At 72.0% G+C, this 18,494-nt stretch carries 15 protein-coding genes; 9 read left to right on the top strand and 6 right to left on the bottom strand.

The features are described 5' to 3' along the window. Nucleotides 1-92 precede the first annotated feature (92 nt). Nucleotides 93-2,615 (top strand): DNA translocase FtsK, encoded by a 2,523-nt coding sequence (locus LPA41_RS08225; protein WP_229069339.1) that lies wholly within the window; start codon nucleotides 93-95, stop codon nucleotides 2,613-2,615. On the opposite strand, the gene LPA41_RS08220 is transcribed toward LPA41_RS08225, so the two are convergent. Genes LPA41_RS08220 through LPA41_RS08210 form a run of 3 tightly spaced genes read right to left on the bottom strand, consistent with a single transcriptional unit; the run spans nucleotide 2,560 to nucleotide 4,966 of the window. Then, nucleotides 2,560-3,060 (bottom strand): DUF3291 domain-containing protein, encoded by a 501-nt coding sequence (locus tag LPA41_RS08220; protein WP_229069338.1) that lies wholly within the window; start codon nucleotides 3,058-3,060, stop codon nucleotides 2,560-2,562. The two genes, LPA41_RS08225 and LPA41_RS08220, sit on opposite strands and share 56 nt — an antisense overlap. 32 nt (nucleotides 3,061-3,092) lie before the next feature. After that, nucleotides 3,093-3,734: a metalloregulator ArsR/SmtB family transcription factor gene (locus LPA41_RS08215; protein WP_229069337.1), complete on the bottom strand. Its 642-nt coding sequence runs from the start codon at nucleotides 3,732-3,734 to the stop codon at nucleotides 3,093-3,095. Continuing rightward, complete coding sequence (locus LPA41_RS08210) at nucleotides 3,731-4,966, bottom strand: glycosyltransferase 87 family protein (RefSeq protein WP_229069336.1); 1,236 nt, start codon at nucleotides 4,964-4,966, stop codon at nucleotides 3,731-3,733. Before LPA41_RS08210 ends, LPA41_RS08215 begins: the two co-directional genes overlap by 4 nt. A gap of 194 nt (nucleotides 4,967-5,160) precedes the next feature. Between LPA41_RS08210 and rimO the strand changes: the two genes are divergently transcribed. The 6 genes from rimO to LPA41_RS08180 all read left to right on the top strand — a co-directional run bounded on the left by rimO (nucleotide 5,161) and on the right by LPA41_RS08180 (nucleotide 10,237). Beyond that, nucleotides 5,161-6,618: a 30S ribosomal protein S12 methylthiotransferase RimO gene (gene rimO, locus LPA41_RS08205; protein ID WP_229069335.1), complete on the top strand. Its 1,458-nt coding sequence runs from the start codon at nucleotides 5,161-5,163 to the stop codon at nucleotides 6,616-6,618. After that, complete coding sequence (pgsA, locus tag LPA41_RS08200; protein ID WP_229069334.1) at nucleotides 6,615-7,205, top strand: CDP-diacylglycerol--glycerol-3-phosphate 3-phosphatidyltransferase; 591 nt, start codon at nucleotides 6,615-6,617, stop codon at nucleotides 7,203-7,205. The genes rimO and pgsA overlap by 4 nt, the downstream gene beginning before the upstream one ends. Before the next feature lie 16 nt (nucleotides 7,206-7,221). Continuing rightward, nucleotides 7,222-7,707 carry a CinA family protein gene (locus LPA41_RS08195; RefSeq protein WP_229069468.1) on the top strand — a complete coding sequence of 162 codons (486 nt, stop codon included), beginning with the start codon at nucleotides 7,222-7,224 and terminating at the stop codon, nucleotides 7,705-7,707. A 159-nt stretch (nucleotides 7,708-7,866) separates the two neighbouring features. Beyond that, nucleotides 7,867-8,250 (top strand): helix-turn-helix domain-containing protein, encoded by a 384-nt coding sequence (locus LPA41_RS08190; protein WP_229069333.1) that lies wholly within the window; start codon nucleotides 7,867-7,869, stop codon nucleotides 8,248-8,250. Between the two features lie 303 nt (nucleotides 8,251-8,553). After that, nucleotides 8,554-9,414 (top strand): PspA/IM30 family protein, encoded by an 861-nt coding sequence (locus LPA41_RS08185; protein ID WP_229069332.1) that lies wholly within the window; start codon nucleotides 8,554-8,556, stop codon nucleotides 9,412-9,414. A gap of 25 nt (nucleotides 9,415-9,439) precedes the next feature. Next, nucleotides 9,440-10,237 carry a hypothetical protein gene (locus LPA41_RS08180; RefSeq protein WP_229069331.1) on the top strand — a complete coding sequence of 266 codons (798 nt, stop codon included), beginning with the start codon at nucleotides 9,440-9,442 and terminating at the stop codon, nucleotides 10,235-10,237. Here LPA41_RS08180 and LPA41_RS08175 read toward each other — a convergent pair. After that, nucleotides 10,191-10,988 (bottom strand): DNA-formamidopyrimidine glycosylase family protein, encoded by a 798-nt coding sequence (locus LPA41_RS08175; RefSeq protein ID WP_229069330.1) that lies wholly within the window; start codon nucleotides 10,986-10,988, stop codon nucleotides 10,191-10,193. The genes LPA41_RS08180 and LPA41_RS08175 overlap by 47 nt on opposite strands. Before the next feature lie 63 nt (nucleotides 10,989-11,051). Here LPA41_RS08175 and LPA41_RS08170 point away from each other — a divergent pair, with 63 nt between their 5' ends. Then, the gene (locus LPA41_RS08170; RefSeq protein ID WP_229069329.1) at nucleotides 11,052-11,831 is read left to right on the top strand and encodes an N-acetyltransferase; all 780 of its coding nucleotides are present in this window, start codon (nucleotides 11,052-11,054) and stop codon (nucleotides 11,829-11,831) included. A 59-nt stretch (nucleotides 11,832-11,890) separates the two neighbouring features. Here the strand turns inward: LPA41_RS08170 and LPA41_RS08165 are convergent, their stop codons facing one another. Further along, nucleotides 11,891-12,679, bottom strand: coding sequence for an S-adenosyl-l-methionine hydroxide adenosyltransferase family protein (locus LPA41_RS08165; protein WP_229069328.1), 789 nt, complete (start codon nucleotides 12,677-12,679; stop codon nucleotides 11,891-11,893). A 73-nt stretch (nucleotides 12,680-12,752) separates the two neighbouring features. Here LPA41_RS08165 and LPA41_RS08160 point away from each other — a divergent pair, with 73 nt between their 5' ends. Next, complete coding sequence (locus LPA41_RS08160) at nucleotides 12,753-13,679, top strand: LLM class F420-dependent oxidoreductase (protein ID WP_229069327.1); 927 nt, start codon at nucleotides 12,753-12,755, stop codon at nucleotides 13,677-13,679. A 168-nt stretch (nucleotides 13,680-13,847) separates the two neighbouring features. Here LPA41_RS08160 and LPA41_RS08155 read toward each other — a convergent pair whose 3' ends face one another. Beyond that, on the bottom strand, nucleotides 13,848-18,440 hold the full coding sequence (locus LPA41_RS08155) for an ATP-dependent helicase (protein ID WP_229069326.1): 4,593 nt from the start codon (nucleotides 18,438-18,440) through the stop codon (nucleotides 13,848-13,850). Nucleotides 18,441-18,494: the final 54 nt, after the last annotated feature.

Below are 18,494 nucleotides of genomic sequence, written 5' to 3'. Positions count from 1 at the left end.
TCGGCACCGGGCAATCCCGGGCACCGGAAAGCGAGAAGCTGTCACGGTGCGCCTTCTCTGCAGGATGGCTCGGGCGGGCTACGGTGACATCCATGGCGGGCCGTACTCCTCCGGCGAGCCGGGGCCGTGCCGCGTCGACACCGCGCGGCGCCGCAGTCAACCGTGCCCGGCAACCGGCGGCACGCAAGCCGGCGGCACGCACCGGCACCACACGTAAGGCGACCGCGCCCCGTAAGCGCCCGGTCGCGCGCCGCTCCACGGCCGGCGCCACGCTCGCATCCGGCCTCGGCCGCGGCGTCGGCGCGGTCTGGATGGGGGCGGCGCACAGCGTCGGCTGGGTGTTCCGCGGGGTGGGCCGGCAGGCAGCGACCGCGCGCAACATCGACCCCGAGCACCGCCGTGACGGTGCCGGGCTGCTGCTGCTCGGCTTCGCCATCCTGGTCTCGGTGGCGGTCTGGGCCAACAGCGGCGGGCCGGTCGGCATCTGGCTGGCCGACACCATCCGGCTCTTCCTGGGCAGCCTGGCGGCGCTGTTCCCGCTGCTGCTCTTCTACGGCGCGATCCGGCTGATGCGGGAACCCGCCGACCCCGACCACCGGGGGCGCACCCTGGTCGGCTGGACGGCGATCACGGTGGCCACCGCGTCACTGATGCACATCTCCGAGCGGCCGGCCGACAGTCTCGCCGTGGACCAGGCCGGAGGCCTTCTCGGGTACGGCGTCGGCGGCCTGCTGGAACGAGCGGTGACCGCCTGGGTGGGCGTACCGCTGCTGGTCCTGCTCTTCGTCTTCGGTTTCCTGGTGATCACCGCGACGCCGATCGCGCGGATCCCGGAGCGGATCGTCCAGGTGCTCGACCTGGTCTCCGGCCGCGCCGCGCCGCACCAGCCGGCGCCGGTGATCGAGGAGGAGGACGAGGAGCCCGCGCCGAAACCGCGCCGGCCGTCGCCGCGCCGCCGCCAGGCCGCCCTCGCGGAACCCGCCGAGGTCGCTCCGGAGCCGCCGGACGACTTCGACGAAGAGATCATCCTGCACGACACGGTGGCGCTGCCGAAGGTTCCGGTGAGCCGGAAGAAGCCGCCGCCCGAGCACACGCCGATGCCGCCGACCCGGGCCGAGCAGCTGGAGATCTCGGCGGTCAAGGGCGACTACCGCCTGCCGCCGGCGAACATCCTGGCCACCGGCCCGCCGGCGAAGGCCCGCAGCCGCGCCAACGACGAGATCATGGCAGCGCTCACCGGTGTCTTCGAGCAGTTCAACGTGGACGCCCTGGTCACCGGCTTCACCCGGGGGCCGACAGTCACCCGTTACGAGGTGGAGATCGGCCCGGGCACCAAGGTCGAGCGGATCACCCAGCTGTCGCGCAACATCGCGTACGCGGTGAAGTCGCCGGACGTGCGGATCCTCAGCCCGATCCCCGGCAAGAGCGCCGTCGGCGTGGAGATCCCGAACACCGACCCGGAGAACGTGTCGCTCGGTGACGTGCTGCGCTCGCGCGCCGCCGCCGCCGATCACCACCCGATGCTCGTCGCGCTCGGCAAGGACATCGAGGGCGGGTTCGTGGTGGCGAACCTGGCGAAGATGCCGCACATCCTGATCGCCGGCGCCACCGGCGCGGGCAAGTCGAGCTGCCTGAACTCGCTGCTGGTGTCGCTGCTCAGCCGGGCCACGCCGGACGAGGTGCGGCTGCTGCTGGTCGACCCGAAACGGGTGGAGCTGACGGCGTACGAGGGGATTCCGCACCTCGTCACGCCGATCATCACGAATCCGAAGAAGGCCGCCGACGCTCTCGAGTGGGTCGTCGCCGAGATGGACAAGCGGTACGACGATCTCGCGGCCAACGGGGTCCGGCACATCGACGACTTCAACCGCAAGGTCCGCAGTGGCGAGATCACGGCGCCGCCCGGTGTCGAGCGCGAGATGAAGCCGTACCCGTACCTGCTGGTGATCATCGACGAGCTGGCCGACCTGATGATGGTGGCGCCGCGCGACGTGGAGGACTCGGTCGTCCGGATCACCCAGCTGGCCCGGGCCGCCGGCATCCATCTGGTGCTCGCCACGCAGCGCCCGTCGGTCGACGTGGTGACCGGTCTGATCAAGGCGAACGTGCCGTCCCGGCTGGCGTTCGCCACCTCCAGCCTCGCCGACTCGCGGGTCATCCTGGACCAGCCGGGTGCGGAGAAACTGCTGGGCCGCGGTGACGGTCTCTTCCTGCCGATGGGCGCGTCCAAGCCGGTCCGCATCCAGGGCGCCTGGGTCGACGAGAAAGAGATCCACGCGGTCGTCAAGTTCTGCAAGGACCAGCGCGAGCCGGAGTTCGCCGAGGGTGTCACCGACGCGCCGCCGAGCAAGAAGAAGGAGATCGACGAGGAGATCGGCGACGATCTTCAGCTCCTGATCCAGGCCATCGAGCTCGTCGTGACCAGCCAGTTCGGTTCCACCTCGATGCTGCAGCGCAAGCTGCGCGTCGGGTTCGCGAAGGCGGGCCGGCTGATGGACCTGATGGAGACCCGCGGCATCGTCGGACCGTCCGAGGGCTCGAAGGCCCGGGACGTGCTGATCAAGCCGGACGAGCTCGAGGAGACTCTGGCGTCGTTGCGAGTGGACGGGGACTGACGGGCGCCGGGAACGACTGCCGGAAGGTGAAGGCCTCCGGCGTCGGCCCGGCGGCGGCCAGCCGGCCCAGCCGGGAGATGCCCTGCCGCAGGGTCGGGGTGCGACCGGCGGGGATCCACCACATCACCAGTGCGGCCTCGTGCCCGTGCGGGACGAACCATTCGCGGCGGCGGCGCAGGTAGTCGAGGTGCTCGCTCTGGTAGGCGTACGCCCGCAGGTGCTCGGGTGACTCCCAGACCGAGAGCGTGTAGATCCGCATCGGGTCGGCGGGCGCCGCGATGGTGCCGTCGCCGTTCTCGCCTTCGAGCCGCCACACGAAGCCGGGTGAGCGGTCGGCGAGGGCGTTCATCAGGGTGAGGCCGGTGACGAACTCGGCCATGGACGGGTCTTCCAGCGGGGCTCGGAGGCGCGCGGTGTTGATCTGGGCCAGGTGGAAGTCGGTCATGGCACTCAGCTCACCAGGCGCGCCTTCTAATGTCAATCAGATTGCTTTTTAGAGAGCGTCACGCAGCAGCGGCCGGGAGCGGCGTCCATCCGGGCGGTCCACCCGCTGTCCTCGACGAGGCCGTCGATCAGGGCCAGGTTCATGCCACAGATGAGTGGGGGGAACTGCTCCGCCAAGCGGTGGAAAGGACAGTTCCGGAATGTGACGATGTCCTGGGAGAAGTCGGGTTCGTAACCGTGGCCGGCGAGTCGTTCCGCCACGTCACCGTCCCGCAGCGACCGACCGTGTGCCCGCGCCACCTTGGCCAGGGCCTCGTCGGCGCCCACCCGCTCCAGGGCCTCGGCCAGCAACTCCGCCGCGGCGCGATAGGCGCGCGGCGGCACACTCACCGCATGCTCGGCGGCGGCCGGACGGTACAGCTTGGCGGGCCGCCCGGCGCCCGGACCGGTGCGGCCCGAGCGGCGGGCGTACGAGATCTCCAGCAGTCCCGCGTCCACCAGTTTGTCCAGGTGGAAGGCGGCGAGAGTGCGGCCGATGCCGAGCGCCTCGGCCACCTCGTCGCGTCCGATCGGACCGGGGCGCGCGGCCGCCACCACCCGGTAGGCGTTGCGGCGCACGCCGTCGGTCAGGGCGGCCACGGCCGCGAGATCGGTCAGGTCATCCGGGGTCGTCACCCGGCAATCGTATTGCCAACCGGCTTTGGCACTAGAAGCGAGAGCGTCTCCGGCTCGTCCGCCGGCCGAGGCTCGGGCACCCGGGTCACCGGCGCCGCCTGCCGCGGCACCACCGGCTCCGCCGGGTCGCGGCGCAGCAGGGTGATCACGAGGACCAGGAGCGAGGCGAACATCATCAGCGCCAGGATCCGCTTGTCCATCGGCGGATTGGCGCGCGCGATGAACAGGTACGGGATGTAGCTCGAGATCGAGGCCACCTGCACCAGCAGCGGCACGAACCAGAGCCGGACGGGCACCCAGAACGCCGCGATCAGGGTGAAGACGTCGGCCTGCATGAAATAGCGCTCGTGCATGCCGGGCAGCAGGAACGGCGCCAGGATGCTGAAGGCGGCGGCGAGGAGCACGATGCGCTTGGCGTCGAGAACGGTCCGGCGGATCAGGACGACGTAGGTCAGGACGAGCACCGCGGCCACCGTGAAGACCAGCCCACCGGTACGGATCAGGCTGAGGAACTGTGGCTGCGGGTTGACGAACGCGTAGATCGACGGTGCCCCGAGCGTCAGCGCGTCGTACTGGCCGCCCTGCTCCGCGTAGATCATCAGCAGATCGCGGAACGGCCGCCCGGCCAGCCAGGCCGGCACCAGCAGGCCGAGGAATACGGCCGGGATGACGAGCAGGTGCCGCAGCTTGATGATGCGGCCGGCCATCAGCAGCACGAAAAGCACCGGGAACAGGAAGAACGCCTGGAGCTTGATGGAGACGCCGATCCCGAACAGCAGCGCGGCCAGCCACGGCCGCTCGCGCAGCAGGTAGTAGACGCCGGCCACGGTGAACGCGGTGTAAACGGTGTCGCACTGACCCCACCAGGAGCCGTTGAGCACCACGGTCGGCAGCAGCAGCACCCCCACGCCGGCGATCAGGCCGACCCGGCGGTCCGGCCAGCGCAATCCGACGATCCGGGCGGCGTAGAAGGCCGTGACGGCGTCGAAGAACACCGAACTGAGCTTGATGAGGGGCAGAACGGTCCCCGGTACGTGCGGGTCCAGCCAGGTCAGGGCGGTCAGCAGATACAGGTACGGCATGTTGTAGTTGGCGAACTCGTCGGCGAGCGCGCCGAAATAGCCGTTCTCGGCGATATAAATGCTCCACGGGCGAAGGAACGACACCCAGTCGCCTGTCTCGTTGCTGAACCCGACCCAGCGGATGGCGGCGGCAACACCGATCAAAGCCACCAGCAGCAACGTTTCGGGATTCTTCCCCCGTGTAAGGAATCTCGTCACGAGCCGGGGAGTGTAGGGCATCAGGGTTACCGGGCGCAGACGTCGGAATTGCCGAACCCGGACGTCCGGGTCACAGACGTCCGGGTGTCCCGGTTACCAGCCGAGCGGACGACGGGCACCCGCCTGCCGCCCGGTAACCTTGCCAGGTGCCCGAAACCCCATCCTCCCGCCGTGTCGCCCTCCTGACCCTGGGCTGCGCCCGTAACGAGGTCGACTCGGAAGAACTCGCTGCCCGTCTCGACGCCGGGGGCTGGGAGGTGGGCACCGACGCCGAGGGCGCCGACGTGGTCGTGGTGAACACGTGCGGGTTCGTCGAGAAGGCGAAGCAGGACTCGATCGACACCCTGCTCGCCGCCGCCGACACCGGCGCCAAGGTGGTGGCCGCCGGCTGCATGGCCGAGCGCTATGGCAAGGAGCTCGCCGACAACCTGCCCGAGGCGAACGCGGTGCTCGGCTTCGACGACTACACCGACATCACCGACCGGCTCGACGCCGTCCTGCGCGGCGAGAGCCTGGACGCGCACACCCCGCGGGACCGCCGCGAGCTGCTCCCGATCACCCCGGTGAAGCGGCACACCGCCAAGGTGGTCGTGCCCGGCCACGCGACGGTCGACGAGCACACCCCGGCCCACCTGCGCACCGTGCTGCGTCGCCGGCTGGACAGCGGCCCGGTGGCGTCGCTGAAGCTGGCCAGCGGCTGCGACAGGCGCTGCGCGTTCTGTGCGATCCCAGCGTTCCGCGGTGCCTTCGTCTCCCGCGACCCGCAGGAGCTGCTGGCCGAGGCGGAGTGGCTGGCCAAGACCGGCGTCCGGGAGCTCGTCCTGGTGAGCGAGAACAGCACGTCGTACGGCAAGGACCTGGGCGACCCGCGCCTGCTGGAGAAGCTGCTGCCCCAGCTGGCCGCGGTCGAGGGCATCGTGCGGGTGCGCGCGAGCTACCTGCAGCCGGCCGAGACCCGGCCCGGCCTGGTCGAGGCGATCGCGACCACGCCCGGCGTCGCCGCCTACTACGACCTCTCCTTCCAGCACTCCAGCGAGCCGGTGCTGCGCCGGATGCGCCGGTTCGGCTCGACCGAGCGCTTCCTCGAACTGCTCGACTCGGCCCGCAAGCTGGCCCCGGCGGCCGGTGCCCGGAGCAACTTCATCGTCGGCTTCCCCGGCGAGACCAAGCAGGACGTCGAGGAGCTGATGCGCTTCCTCACCGAGGCCCGCCTGGACGCGGTCGGCATCTTCGACTACTCGGACGAGGACGGCACCGAGGCCGCCGGTCTGCCCGGCAAGGTCAGCGAGGCCGCGATCAAGCGGCGCTACGACCGGGTCACCGCGCTCGTCGAGGAGCTGTGTGCCCAGCGCGCCGAGGAGCGGCTCGGCAGCACCGTCGAGGTGCTCGTCGACACGGTCGAGGACGGCGAGGTCGAGGGCCGCGCCGGGCACCAGGCGCCCGAGGTCGACGGCTCCACCACGCTCGTCGCCGGTGAGGCCGGGGTGGACGTCTCCGCCCTGCGCCCCGGCGACCTGGTCCGGGCCCGGGTCACCGGCACCGAGGGGGTCGACCTGATCGCGGTCCCGATGGAGATGATCTCCGCCGCCCCGGTGCCGCGGTGACCCACGAGCCGGCTCCGGTGCCCGCGCCGCGCGTGGTCTCGCTCTACAACGCGGCGAACGCGCTGACCGTTGTCCGGATCGTGCTGGTCCCGGTGTTCCTGGCGCTGGTGGTCGTCTCCGAGATGACCGACCCGGACTGGCGGATCGTGGCGTGCCTGGCCTTCTGCGTGGCCTCGGCGACCGACTTCGTGGACGGCTGGATCGCCCGCCGGTGGTCGCTCGTCACCTCGTTCGGCAAGGTCGCCGACCCGATCGCGGACAAGGCGCTGACCGGCACGGCGCTGGTTCTGCTCTCCGCCTACGACCACCTGCCCTGGTGGGTCACGGTGGCCATCCTGGTGCGCGAGTGGGGAGTCACCGCCCTGCGGTTCTGGGTGATCCGATACGGCATCATCCCGGCCTCCCGGGGTGGCAAGCTCAAGACCGGCCTGCAGATCGTGGCGATCGCCTGGTATCTGTGGCCGGTCCCGGAATCGGCGCACTGGATCGGGGTATGCCTCATGGGCGCCGCGCTCGTGGTCACCGTGGTGACCGGCGTGGCTTACCTGGTGGAGGCGGTGCGCCTCCGCGCGAGTGCTCAGAGGTAGGAGTTTCGTCGTGGAGATGTCGGTGGCCGCTGCGGCGGCGGTACATGCGCTGGTGGAACGGCGGGAGACTTTGGCGACCGCGGAGTCGCTCACCGGCGGGCTGGTGGCCGCGACCATCGTGGAGATCGCCGGGGTGAGTTCGGTCTACCGGGGCGGGATGGTGGTGTACGCGACCGAGCTCAAGGCGCTGCTCGCCGGCGTACCCGAGGATCTGCTCGAAGAACGCGGCCCGGTCGACGGGGACGTGGCCGCAGCGCTCGCGTCCGGGGCGCGCGAACGCTGCGCCGCCGACTGGGGCCTGGCCACCACCGGTGTCGCGGGCCCGGAGCCGCAGGACGGCAAGCCGGTGGGGCTGGTCTATGTCGCGGTCGCCGGTCCGGCCGGGGTGGAGGTGCGCGAGTTGCACCTGAGTGGTAACCGCACGGACGTGCGCACCGAAAGTGTGACGGCCGTCCTGCAATTGCTCACCGACTCCCTGCGCAGCACCTCCGCTTCGGTGTGAGCTGGGAATTTCCGCCCTATGGTGATCGTTGTCCGGTAATGCCGCCGGCCGATGGGATCGGGAATTCGGCGGGGCGGGATGTCGGCATGGCTCGCGCCAGGTACGGTTGCGGGAAGCCTCCGGCGTGTGCCGGCGGCCCCGCCCGCAGGAGGAGGTGCCATGGTCCTGCTACGCCGCGTCATCGGTGATGCTCTTCGTGCGCGCCGGCAGGGACAGCACCGCACGCTGCGCGAGGTGTCGACGGCCGCGAACGTCAGTCTGGGCTATCTCTCCGAGATCGAGCGCGGTCAGAAAGAGGCATCCAGCGAGCTGTTGGCGGCCATCTGCGACGCTCTCGGCGCCCGGCTCTCCGAGTTGCTCAGTGAGGTCAGCAACACCCTGTCCCTCGCGGAGAACATGGAGGGCGTGCTCGTGCCGGTCGACGACCAGCCGCAGCCCGTGGCCACCAACGGGAACGTCTCCGTCTCGGTGCGCCAGGACTCGCCGCTCAAGGCGACCCTGCACGCCACACGTAAGAAGCGGGACGTCGTCTACGCCGCTTGATCATGCTGAACGTGACCGGGGCCGTCCTTGCGGGCGGCCCTGCGTGCATTCCAGGCCGTCAGCGCGTGCCGGTCGGCGTCTTGGGGGCGTTCAGCGCGTGCCGGTCGGCGTCTTGGGGGCGTTCAGCGCGTGCCGACACGGCTCGGGGCAGCGTAGCCTCGAAGCCAGGGGAGACCCTGAGATCCCCCGTAGGTCACGTGACGTCACTGGCGTCGGGCTGACACGATGGGTTCTGCGCCACCGGCGGACTTGCCGTCAGCCGGGGGCCGTCCGGCCGAGCGACATTTGAGGGGACACCACGATATGGCGAATCCGTTCGTCAAGGGCTGGCACTACGTGATGGCGCTCTTCGGCGCGAAAATCGACGAGTACGCCGATCCCAAGGTCCAGATCCAGCAGGCCATCGAGGACGCGCAGCGACAGCACCAGGCGCTCGTGCAGCAGGCCGCCGCCGTCATCGGCAACCAGCGGCAGCTCGAGATGAAGCTGTCCCGCCAGATGACCGAGGTCGAGAAGCTGCAGGGCATGGCGCGCCAGGCGCTCGTCCTCGCCGACCGGGCCCGGTCCGGTGGCGACGAGGCGGAGGCTCAGAAGTACGAGGCGACCGCCCAGACGCTCGCGACCCAGCTGGTCTCCGGCGAGCAGTCGATGGAAGACCTGAAGACCCTGCACGACCAGGCGCTTGCCGCGGCCGGCCAGGCGCGCAAGGCGGTGGAGAACAACGCGATGGTGCTCCAGCAGCGCATCGCCGAGCGTTCCCGCCTGCTCAGCCAGCTCGAGCAGGCCAAGATGCAGGAGACCGTCGCCAAGTCGCTGGAGTCGATGTCGCAGCTCGCCGCGCCGGGCAACACCCCGTCGCTGGACCAGGTGCGCGACAAGATCGAGCAGCGGTATGCGAACGCCATGGGCCGCGCCGAGCTCGCCTCCAACTCCGTCGAGGGACGGATGCTGGAGGTGCAGAAATCCAGTCTGGACCTGGCCGGTTCGTCGCGCCTGGAGCAGATCCGCGCCAGCATGGCCGGTGAGAAGCTGGGCGGCACCGCGGCGCAGCCGGCGGTCAGCCAGAACACCGCGCCGGCCGCCGACCCGGCGAGCGTGGCGCGGCTCGACGAGATCCGGGCCAGCATGAACCAGAAGCGGGGCGACACCACCGCCGCAGGCTGAGGGTCATCGACGCAAGGAGCGACGGGTGGACGAGCGAACCAGGTACTTCCGGCGGCTCAGGCGGCTGAAGGGCGCCGCGCGCCGGTGGAGTGTGCTCGGTGGCGGCCTGACCGGTGCCGCGGTGGTCCTCACGCCGTACGCGGGGATCGGCATCGCCGACGCGGCCTGGGCGGCCGCGGCAGGTGGTTCGGCCGTGCTCGCCTGGTTCCGCTGGAGTGACCACCGTGAGCTCGCCGCCACTCCCGCGCCCCCGCCGCCGCCCCCGGTGATGGGTTCGCCGAAACTGGCGGCGGCGCTGGAACGCTTCCCGGCCGGTCGCACGGTGATGCAGGAGGTCCGCCGGCAGCGCGGCCGCTACGCCCTGCGCGGTTCCGCGATCGCCGACGCCTGGGACCGGCTGGACCGGGCCTCGCAGACGATGGCGGGTCTCGCCGGCCGGATGACCGGTCCCGGCGAGGCCGCCCTGCTGGAAGGCGCCACCGCCGAGGAGTGGCTGCGCGACCTCGGGCAGCGGGTCGCCAGCGTCGAACGGGCCATCCCACTGAGCCCGGCCGATCAACGGGACGGCCTGGAGCAGTCGCACGCCGGCCTGACCGTGCAGTTCACCGAGGGCGTCACCGAATACGAGCGCCTGGTGGCGGCGGCGGCGAGTTACGTCGCGGAGGACGGGCACCCGGTCGCGGACAGCCGCCACCCGGCCTACTTCGGCCTGATCGAGGCGACCGACCGGCTGCGCGGCTTCGCGGAAGGACTCGCCGAGCTGCGCACCACCGAGATCAAGATCCCGTCGGATCGGGCTGGCAGCGCGGACACCAGTAGGTGACCCGCTCGTCCTGCTCGGCCTTCTGGATGGCGCTGCCGCACCGGCGGCACGGCTTGGCGCGCCTGCCGTAGACGTAGCTGGTCTCCCCGCGCCGCAGCGAACCCGTCGTGGTCTGCGTCCACCGCCCGCGGTTCGAGGCGACCAGCTTCTGCGCCATCACGACGGTTCCGCGCAGGTCCGGCACCCGCTCCACCGGCGTCCACGGCCACAACCCGCGCATGAACAGCGTCTCCGCCTTGTAGAGGTTGCCCACGCCGGCCAGGTTCCGCTGGTCCAGCAACGCCTCCGCGATCGACGCCGACGGCTTCGCACTGATCCGGCGGACCGCCTCGTCCGGGTCCCAGTCGGCGCCCAGCAGGTCCGGCCCCAGATGCCCGACGAGTGACACCTCCTCGGCGGTCGGGACGAGCGTCACCTCGTGCAGGTGGTACCCGACCGCCACCGACCGCGCACTGCGCAGCACCACGCGGATCAGGTGCGCCGGGCGCGCCGTCCAGCGTTCCCCCGGGGCGTACGCCCGCCAGGCGCCCTCCATCCGCAGATGCGAGTGCAGGGTGAGCGGCTGATGGCCGTCCCGGGTGAGGCGCAGCAGCAGATGCTTGCCCCGGCTCGCCGACTCGGCCACCGTCCACCCGGCCAGGTCGGTGGTGGCCAGCCGCGGCACCCGGAAGTCGGAACCGGTGAGCACCTCGCCGGTGAGCGCCTTCTCCAGCACGCGGGCGGTGTTCCAGACAGTGTCCCCTTCCGGCATGCGTCTATCGTGCCCCGTACAAATCGAGTGACTCCTGCTCGCCCGATTGAGATCCTGTCGCGCATGGAACTCGACATCGCCCCCGTCGGGGAGCGGACCGCGCTCCTCGACGACCTCGACGGTGGCTGGCCGGTTTTCATGACGAAAGACCCCACGGCCTCCTTCTACTACCGCTACTCCGAAGAGTTCTGGCCCGAGTTCACGCTGCTCGCCGTGGACCGGGAGACGGGACGCGCGGTGGCCAAGGCGCATTCCGTGCCGATCGCCTTCGACGGCGACATCACCGCGGGACTGCCCGAAGCAGGCTGGGACTGGGCCATCCGGGCCGCCGTGCACGACCGCCTCACCAGCGCCCGGCCGACGATCGTCTCCGCCCTCGAGATCCTGATCCGCCCGGATCTGCGCGGCACCGGCCTGTCCGGCATCATGCTGGGCGCCATGCGGGACAACGCGGCCGAGCGCGGATACACCGACCTGGTGGCGCCGGTGCGGCCCAGCGGCAAGGCCGCTCAGATCACCAAGCCCATCGACGTGTACGCGTACGAGCAGCGCACCAACGGCCTCCCCGCCGACCCGTGGCTCCGGGTGCACGTCCGCGCCGGCGGCCGCATCGTGAACGTGGCACACACCAGCGTGGTCTTCGGCGGGACGCTCGCGCAGTGGCGTACCTGGACGGGCCTGCCCTTCGACACCACCGGGCCGGTGGAGGTGCCGGGCGCGTTGTCGCCGGTGCACTGCGACGTCGAACAGGACCACGCCGTCTACGTGGAACCGAACGTCTGGATCCACCACCCGATCCAGCCCGTGTCGGGCCGATCTTCGCGTGGCCCGGTCCCGGCGTGATCTCAGTGTCCCGGCGTGATCTCAGTGTCCCGGCTTGATCCCAGCGTTCCGGCCTGATCTCAGCGTTCGGTGATCCGGATCGTGTCGCCCGGGCGGACCGAGAGGACCACCACGGCGCGGCCGTTGTTCACCGCGATCGCCACCCGGTCCGCCGAGTCCGCGAAGACCAGCAGCTCGCCGGCGTGCACGTCGGCGAAGGTGGCGCCGCGCCGGGCCCGCACGCTGCCGTTCAAGGTCAGCTCGGGTCCGAGGCCGGTCAGGAGGGACCCGCCCGCGGCCAGCTGCACGTTGCCGAACCGGTCCACGGTCAGCACCTCGGCCTCGATCCAGCCGTCCCCGACCGTCACGAGCGGGTCCGGCAGGCGTACCAGTGTCGCCGGATCCACCGCCGGTCCGGCCTCGGCGGCGGGGGTGCCGGCGGCGAGCCGGGCCGCGGCCGGCGCGAAGACGTCCCGCCCGTGGAAGGTGCGGGAAACCTCGCCGAGCGCCCAGTCCTTGTTGCCCAGCTCGTGCGCGGCCTCGACGCCGCCGAGCGCTTCGGCGGCCCAGATCAGCAGGCCGTTGTCGGGCCCGACGAGCAGACCGTTCGGGGTGGTGAGGACAACACCGCGCCGGGCCGTGCCGACACCGGGGTCGACCACGGCGAGATGCACCGACGGCGGGAGGTGGGGCGCGGTCTGCGCCAGCACCGCCGCGCCCCGGATGACGTCGGCCGGCGGCACATGATGGGTGACGTCGATCACTCTGACCTGCGGGGCGACCCGCGCGATCGACCCGTGGCAGGCCGCGACGAAACCGTCGAACGTGCCGTAATCGGTCGTGAAACTGATCCATTCATAACCGGCCATGGTCGGTCACGTTACTGCCTGTTGTTTCGGGGTGCGGGGCAGGCGCGCCGCGCCGCCGTGGCAGGGTTGGTCCATGCGTCTCGTGATCTTCACCGAACCCCAGCAGGGCGCCTCGCACGACGATCTCCTGCGGGTGGCCAAGGCTGCCGAGGACGGCGGCTTCGACGGATTCTTCCGCTCCGACCACTACGTCAAGATGGGCGACGTGTCCGGTCTGCCCGGGCCCACCGACGCCTGGGTCACCCTGGCGGCGCTGGCCGTGCAGACGTCCCGGATCCGCCTGGGCACGCTTGTCAGTTCGGCAACGTTCCGCCTGCCCGGCCCACTGGCCATCGCCGTGGCGCAGGTGGACGCGATGTCCGGCGGCCGGATCGAGTTCGGCCTCGGCGGCGGCTGGTTCGAGGCCGAACACCAGGCTTACGGCATCCCGTTCCCGGCGCTGGGCGAACGTTTCGACCGGCTCGAGGAACAGCTCGAGATCATCACCAGCCTGTGGAAGACGCCGGCCGGTGAGACCTACAGCTTCGCCGGCAAGCACTACCAGCTCACCGACTCCCCGGCCCTGCCCAAGCCGGTCCAGTCGCCCCTCCCGGTGATCATCGGTGGCCACGGCAAGAAGCGCACCCCCGCCCTGGCGGCCCGCTACGCCGCCGAATTCAACGTCCCCTTCTCCAAGATCGAAGACCTGCCCACCCAGTACGAGCGGGTCCGCGTCGCCAGCACCGCCATCGGCCGCACCGAGCCGCCCGCCTTCTCCGCCGCGGCAGTGCTCTGCGTGGGCCGCGACGATGCCGAGGTCCGCCGCCGCGCCGCGGCCATCGGCCGCGAGGCCGACGAGATGCGCGAGAACGGCGGCATCGTCGGCACCCCCGCCGAGGCGGTCGAAACCATCAAGCGGTACGCCGAAGCCGGCGCCTCCCGCCTCTTCCTCCAGGTGCTCGACCTCGCCGACCTCGACCACGTGAACCTGGTCGCCGCCGAGGTAGCCCCGCACCTCTGACACCCACCCACCGGCCCGAGGCGCGCGCCACCCCAACCGGCCGCGCGCCTCACCCCGGCCCCCACCGCCACCCGCGTCATCGGCCTGCCGCGCTCCACCGTTCCAGCCGCACTGCCCGGCGCGCGTTCCCCACCGCTCCGCCCAGCCCGGTCAGGAACGCCCGCCTGCTCATGCCCGCAACCGCAAACCCCGCGGGGTGGCTCGAAAACCGGCCGCGGTCAGCGCGTCCCGCAGGGGTGACGCGTTCACCGACTCGCCGTCCGCCCGCTCCACCGACAGTGCGCCGAGCGCGCCCGAGCGCACGGCCGCGGCCAGCGACTGCCCCGCGGCGGTGAGTGCTTCGCCGTCGTCGGTGAACGACAGCAGCGTGCGCCCGCCGCGCTCGACGTAGAGGGCCAGGTCCCCGCCGACCAGCACCACCAGGGCGCCCGCCTTGCGCCCGGCCCGGTGCCCGGCCTTGGCGACCGGTTCGCCGTCGCCGCTGTCCACGATCCGTTCGGGCCAGGGGAGCGCCGCACCGTACGGGTTCGCGGGGTCGGTGGCCGCCAGCACCACGGCCGACGTTCCGGTTCGTTTCGCCAGTTCGGCCGGCTCGGCCAGGGCTCGCAGCCGGTCGACCGCGCCGGGCACCGCGAACTGTGCGGCCCCGAGCCCTTCCACGAAGTAGCCCCGCCGGGCCCCGCCGCGTTCCTCCAGCGCGGCCAGCACCGGGTAGACCGCCGCGAACCCCCCGGTGACGCCCTCGGACATCACCGCGCCCCGGGTGACCACGCCGTGCCGTTCCAGCAGCAGGTCGGCGAGGGCTGCCGCGCGACGGGTCGGATCGAGGTCGCGGTCGGGCAGCCGGGACCAGCGGCCCACCATGTTCAGCGGTCCGGTGCGGGACGGCATGGTGGGCCGGCCCGGTCGCCGGTAACGTGCGCGGGCCGGCGTGGCACGGGCCCGATGCGCGCCACTGCCGCCGAGGAGGGCACGCACGGGCGCGAGCGTGTCGTTGGTCAGGTGACCGGCCCACACGAGGTCCCACACGGCGGCGGCCAGATCGGTGTCGTCGGTGGAGCCGATCCGGTCGGCGAGCGAGCGGAAGAACAGGGCCTGGCCGTCGGCGAGCGCGTCCAGCACCAACTGGTGCAGCGGGGTGGCCGCGAACTCGTCGTCGGGCGGTGGGAGCAGCAGGGGGGCGCTGTCCGCGTACGCCAGGGTGACCCATCCGTCCCCGCCGGAGATCGAGCCGGAACCGGCCCACAACACCTCACCGCCGGCGCACAACTCGTCGAGCATCGGTGCCCCGTAGTCGGCGACCCGGGCCGGCAGCACCAGCCGCTCCCACGCCGAGGCGGGCACCGCGACACCCTGCACCTGCTCGATCGCGGCGGCCACCGCGTCCACGCCGCGGGCGTTGCCGCCGACCTGCTGCCAGCGCGGCAGGAACGCGGCGAGCACCCGGGGCGGCACCGGCTCGATCTCGCGGCGCAGCGCGGCCAGCGAACGCCGGCGCAGCATGCGCAGCACTTCGGCGTCACACCACTCGGTCCCGGCGCCACCGGGGGAGAACTCACCGGATGCCACCCGGCCGGTGGCACTGAGCCGTTTCAGGGCCTGCTCCACGACGAACACCCCGAGCCCGAACCGGGCCGCGCAGGTCGCCGCGAGGAACGGCCCGTGCGTCCGCGCATAGCGCGCCACCAGGTCGCCCAGCGGGTCCGCGACCGGCTCCAGGTAGGCCTCGGGGATGCCGACCGGCAGGGCCACGCCGAGCGCGTCGCGGTAGCGGCCGGCGTCGTCGATCCCGATCCACCGTTCCTCGCCGGCCACCCGCACCCGGATCGCGCGCCGGGCGCTCTCCAGCGTGCGTGCCCACTCCTCGGGCGCACCCCGCTCGGCCAGCTCGGCCGTGGAGAGGTCACCGAGCAGGCGCAGCAGTTCGGCGGTGTCCTCGGCGTCGCGCGGCGTGCGCTGCTCGGTGCGCCACTGGAGCTGCGTCTCGGTCTCGGCGACGACGCCGGGATCGAGCAGTTCCCGTAGGTCGACCCGGCCGAGCAGCTCACCGAGCAGGGTGGAGTCGAGGGAGAGCGCGGCGGCCCGGCGCTCGGCGAGCGGGGAGTCGCCCTCGTAGAGGAAGGCGCCGACATAACCGAACAGCAGTGACCGGGCGAACGGTGACGGCCGCTGCGTCTCCGCCTCGACGAGCCGGACCTTGCGCCCGGAGATCTCCCGCATGAGGCCGGCCAGGCCGGGCACGTCGAAGACGTCGCGCAGGCACTCGCGGGCCGCCTCCAGGGTGACCGGGAAGTCGGCGAACTCACGGGCCACGTCGAGCAGCTGGGCGGCGCGCTGGCGCTGCTGCCAGAGCGGCTGGCGCCGGCGCGGGTCGCGGCGTGGCAGCAGCAGCGACCGGGCCGCGCACTCCCGGAACCGGGACGCGAACAGCGCCGACGTGCCGACCGCCTCCTCGACGATCTGCACGATCTCCTCCGGGTCGAAGGCGACGAGGTCGGCGCCGGGCGGCTCCTCGGCTGTGTCCGGCAACCGGATCACGATGCCGTCGTCGGAGGGCATGACCTGGCCGTCCACCCCGTACCGCTCGGAGAGCCGGCGCCCGATCGCCAGCGCCCAGGGCGCGTTGACCCGCGCGCCCAGGACACAGTGCACTGTCATCCGCCAGTCGCCGAGCTCGTCGCGGAAGCGCTCCACCACGATGGTGCGGTCGTCCGGCAGGTGGCGCGTCGCCTCCCGCTGTTCCCGCAGGTAGGCGACCAGGTTGCCGGCCGCCCACTCGTCCAGCCCGGACTCCCGGAGCGTGGTGGTGGCCTTCTCGTCACCGGCCCGGGCGAGGCCGCGCAGCCGGGCGCCGATGGCCCGGCCCAGCTCGATGGGGCGCCCGGGCGAGTCGCCTTTCCAGAACGGCATCCGAGCCGGCGCCCCGGGTGCGGGGGAGACCAGCACCCGGTCGGGCGTGATGTCCTCGATCCGCCAGGACGTGGATCCGAGGAGGAAGACGTCACCGACGCGAGATTCGTACACCATCTCCTCGTCCAGCTCGCCCACCCGGGAAGCCCGCTCCGAACCGGCCAGGAAGACCCCGAAGGTGCCCCGGTCGGGGATGGTGCCGCCGCTTGTCACAGCGAGGCGCTGAGCGCCGGGCCGGCCGGTGAGCTGGTCGGTGCCGCGGTCCCAGACGAGGCGGGGCCGCAGCTCGGCGAAGGCGGTGGACGGGTATCGGCCGGAGAGCATGTCGAGGACCGCGTGCAGCGCGGAGTCGGGCAGCTCGGCGAAGGGCGCGGCCCGGCGGACCAGCGCGGCCAGCTCGTCGACCTGCCACGCGTCGAGCGCCACCATCGCGACGATCTGCTGGGCCAGCACATCGAGGGGGTTGCGCGGGTAACGCAGCTCCTCGATCGCGCCCTCGCTCATCCGCTCCGCCACCACCGCGCAGGAGACCAGGTCACCACGGTGTTTCGGGAAGACCACGCCCCGCGAGACGGCACCCACCTGGTGCCCGGCCCGGCCGATCCGCTGGAGACCGGCGGCGACCGACGGCGGCGCCTCGATCTGCACCACCAGATCGACCGCGCCCATGTCGATGCCGAGCTCGAGGCTGGAGGTGGCGACCACGGCCGGGAGCTGCCCGGATTTCAGCGCCTCCTCGATCTGCTTGCGCTCCTCGCGGGAGACACTGCCGTGGTGGGCGCGGGCCACCAGCGGCGGTGCGCCCTGGGTGGCACCGGCCTGCGCCATGATCGCGGCGGGCATCCGCGCCGGCTCGGGGGGCATCCGCGCCGGCTCGGCGGGCGGTGCCGCGCCCGGCGCGACGCCCGCGTCGGCCCGCTCCGCGACCAGCTCGTTGAGGCGGGCGCAGAGCCGCTCGGCGCCGCGTCGCGAGTTGGTGAAGACGATCGTCGACCGGTGCGCCTCGATCAGGTCGAGGACCCGTTCCTCGACCGCCGGCCAGATCGACGGCGTGTGCCGGTTGCCGCCCGGATCGTCGGCGCCGGAGTCGGGCACCTCGTCGAGGCGGGTCATGTCCTCCACCGGGACCTCGACCGCCACCTCGATCGTCTTGGCGCTGGCCGGCTGCACGATCTCGACCGGCTGGGCGCCACCGAGGAATCTGGCCGTCTCGTCGATCGGCCGGACCGTCGCGGAGAGCCCGACCCGCTGCGCCGGGCGATCGAGCAGCGCGTCCAGCCGCTCCAGCGAGAGCGCCAGGTGCGCGCCGCGCTTGGTCGCCGCGACCGCGTGCACCTCGTCGATGATCACCGTCTCGACACCGCGCAGCGAATCCCGTGCCGCCGAGGTGAGCAGCAGGAACAGTGACTCCGGCGTGGTGATCAGGATGTCCGGCGGGGTGCGTGCGAAGGCGCGTCGCTCGTCCGCCGGGGTGTCACCGGTCCGCATGCCGACGGTGATCTCCGGCGGTGGCAGACCGAGCCGACCGGCCGCCTGCCGGATGCCGGTCAGCGGCGCGCGCAAGTTGCGCTCGACGTCGACCGCGAGCGCCTTCAGCGGGCTGACGTAGAGCACCCGGCACCGCTCCCGGGCCTGCTCCGGCACCGGCTCGCGCGCCAGTTTGTCGAGGGACCAGAGGAAGGCGGCAAGCGTCTTGCCGGACCCGGTGGGCGCGACGACCAGGGCGTTGCGGCCGGCGCCGATCGCCTGCCACGCGCCGGCCTGAGCAGCGGTGGGCGCGGCGAAAGCGGCCGTGAACCACTCACGTGTGGCCGGACCGAACGTTTCGAGCACCTCTGGCATGCGGACCATCCTGCCTCGCGGGTACGACAGAAAACCTCGGTCTCACGTACCCCGCCGGGCTTG

It is taken from the genome of Actinoplanes sp. DH11 (assembly GCF_020873875.1).
GTDB lineage: Bacteria > Actinomycetota > Actinomycetes > Mycobacteriales > Micromonosporaceae > Actinoplanes.
The sequence above is the reverse complement of the archived record's forward strand: the minus strand, read 5'-3'. Positions and strand labels throughout refer to the sequence as shown.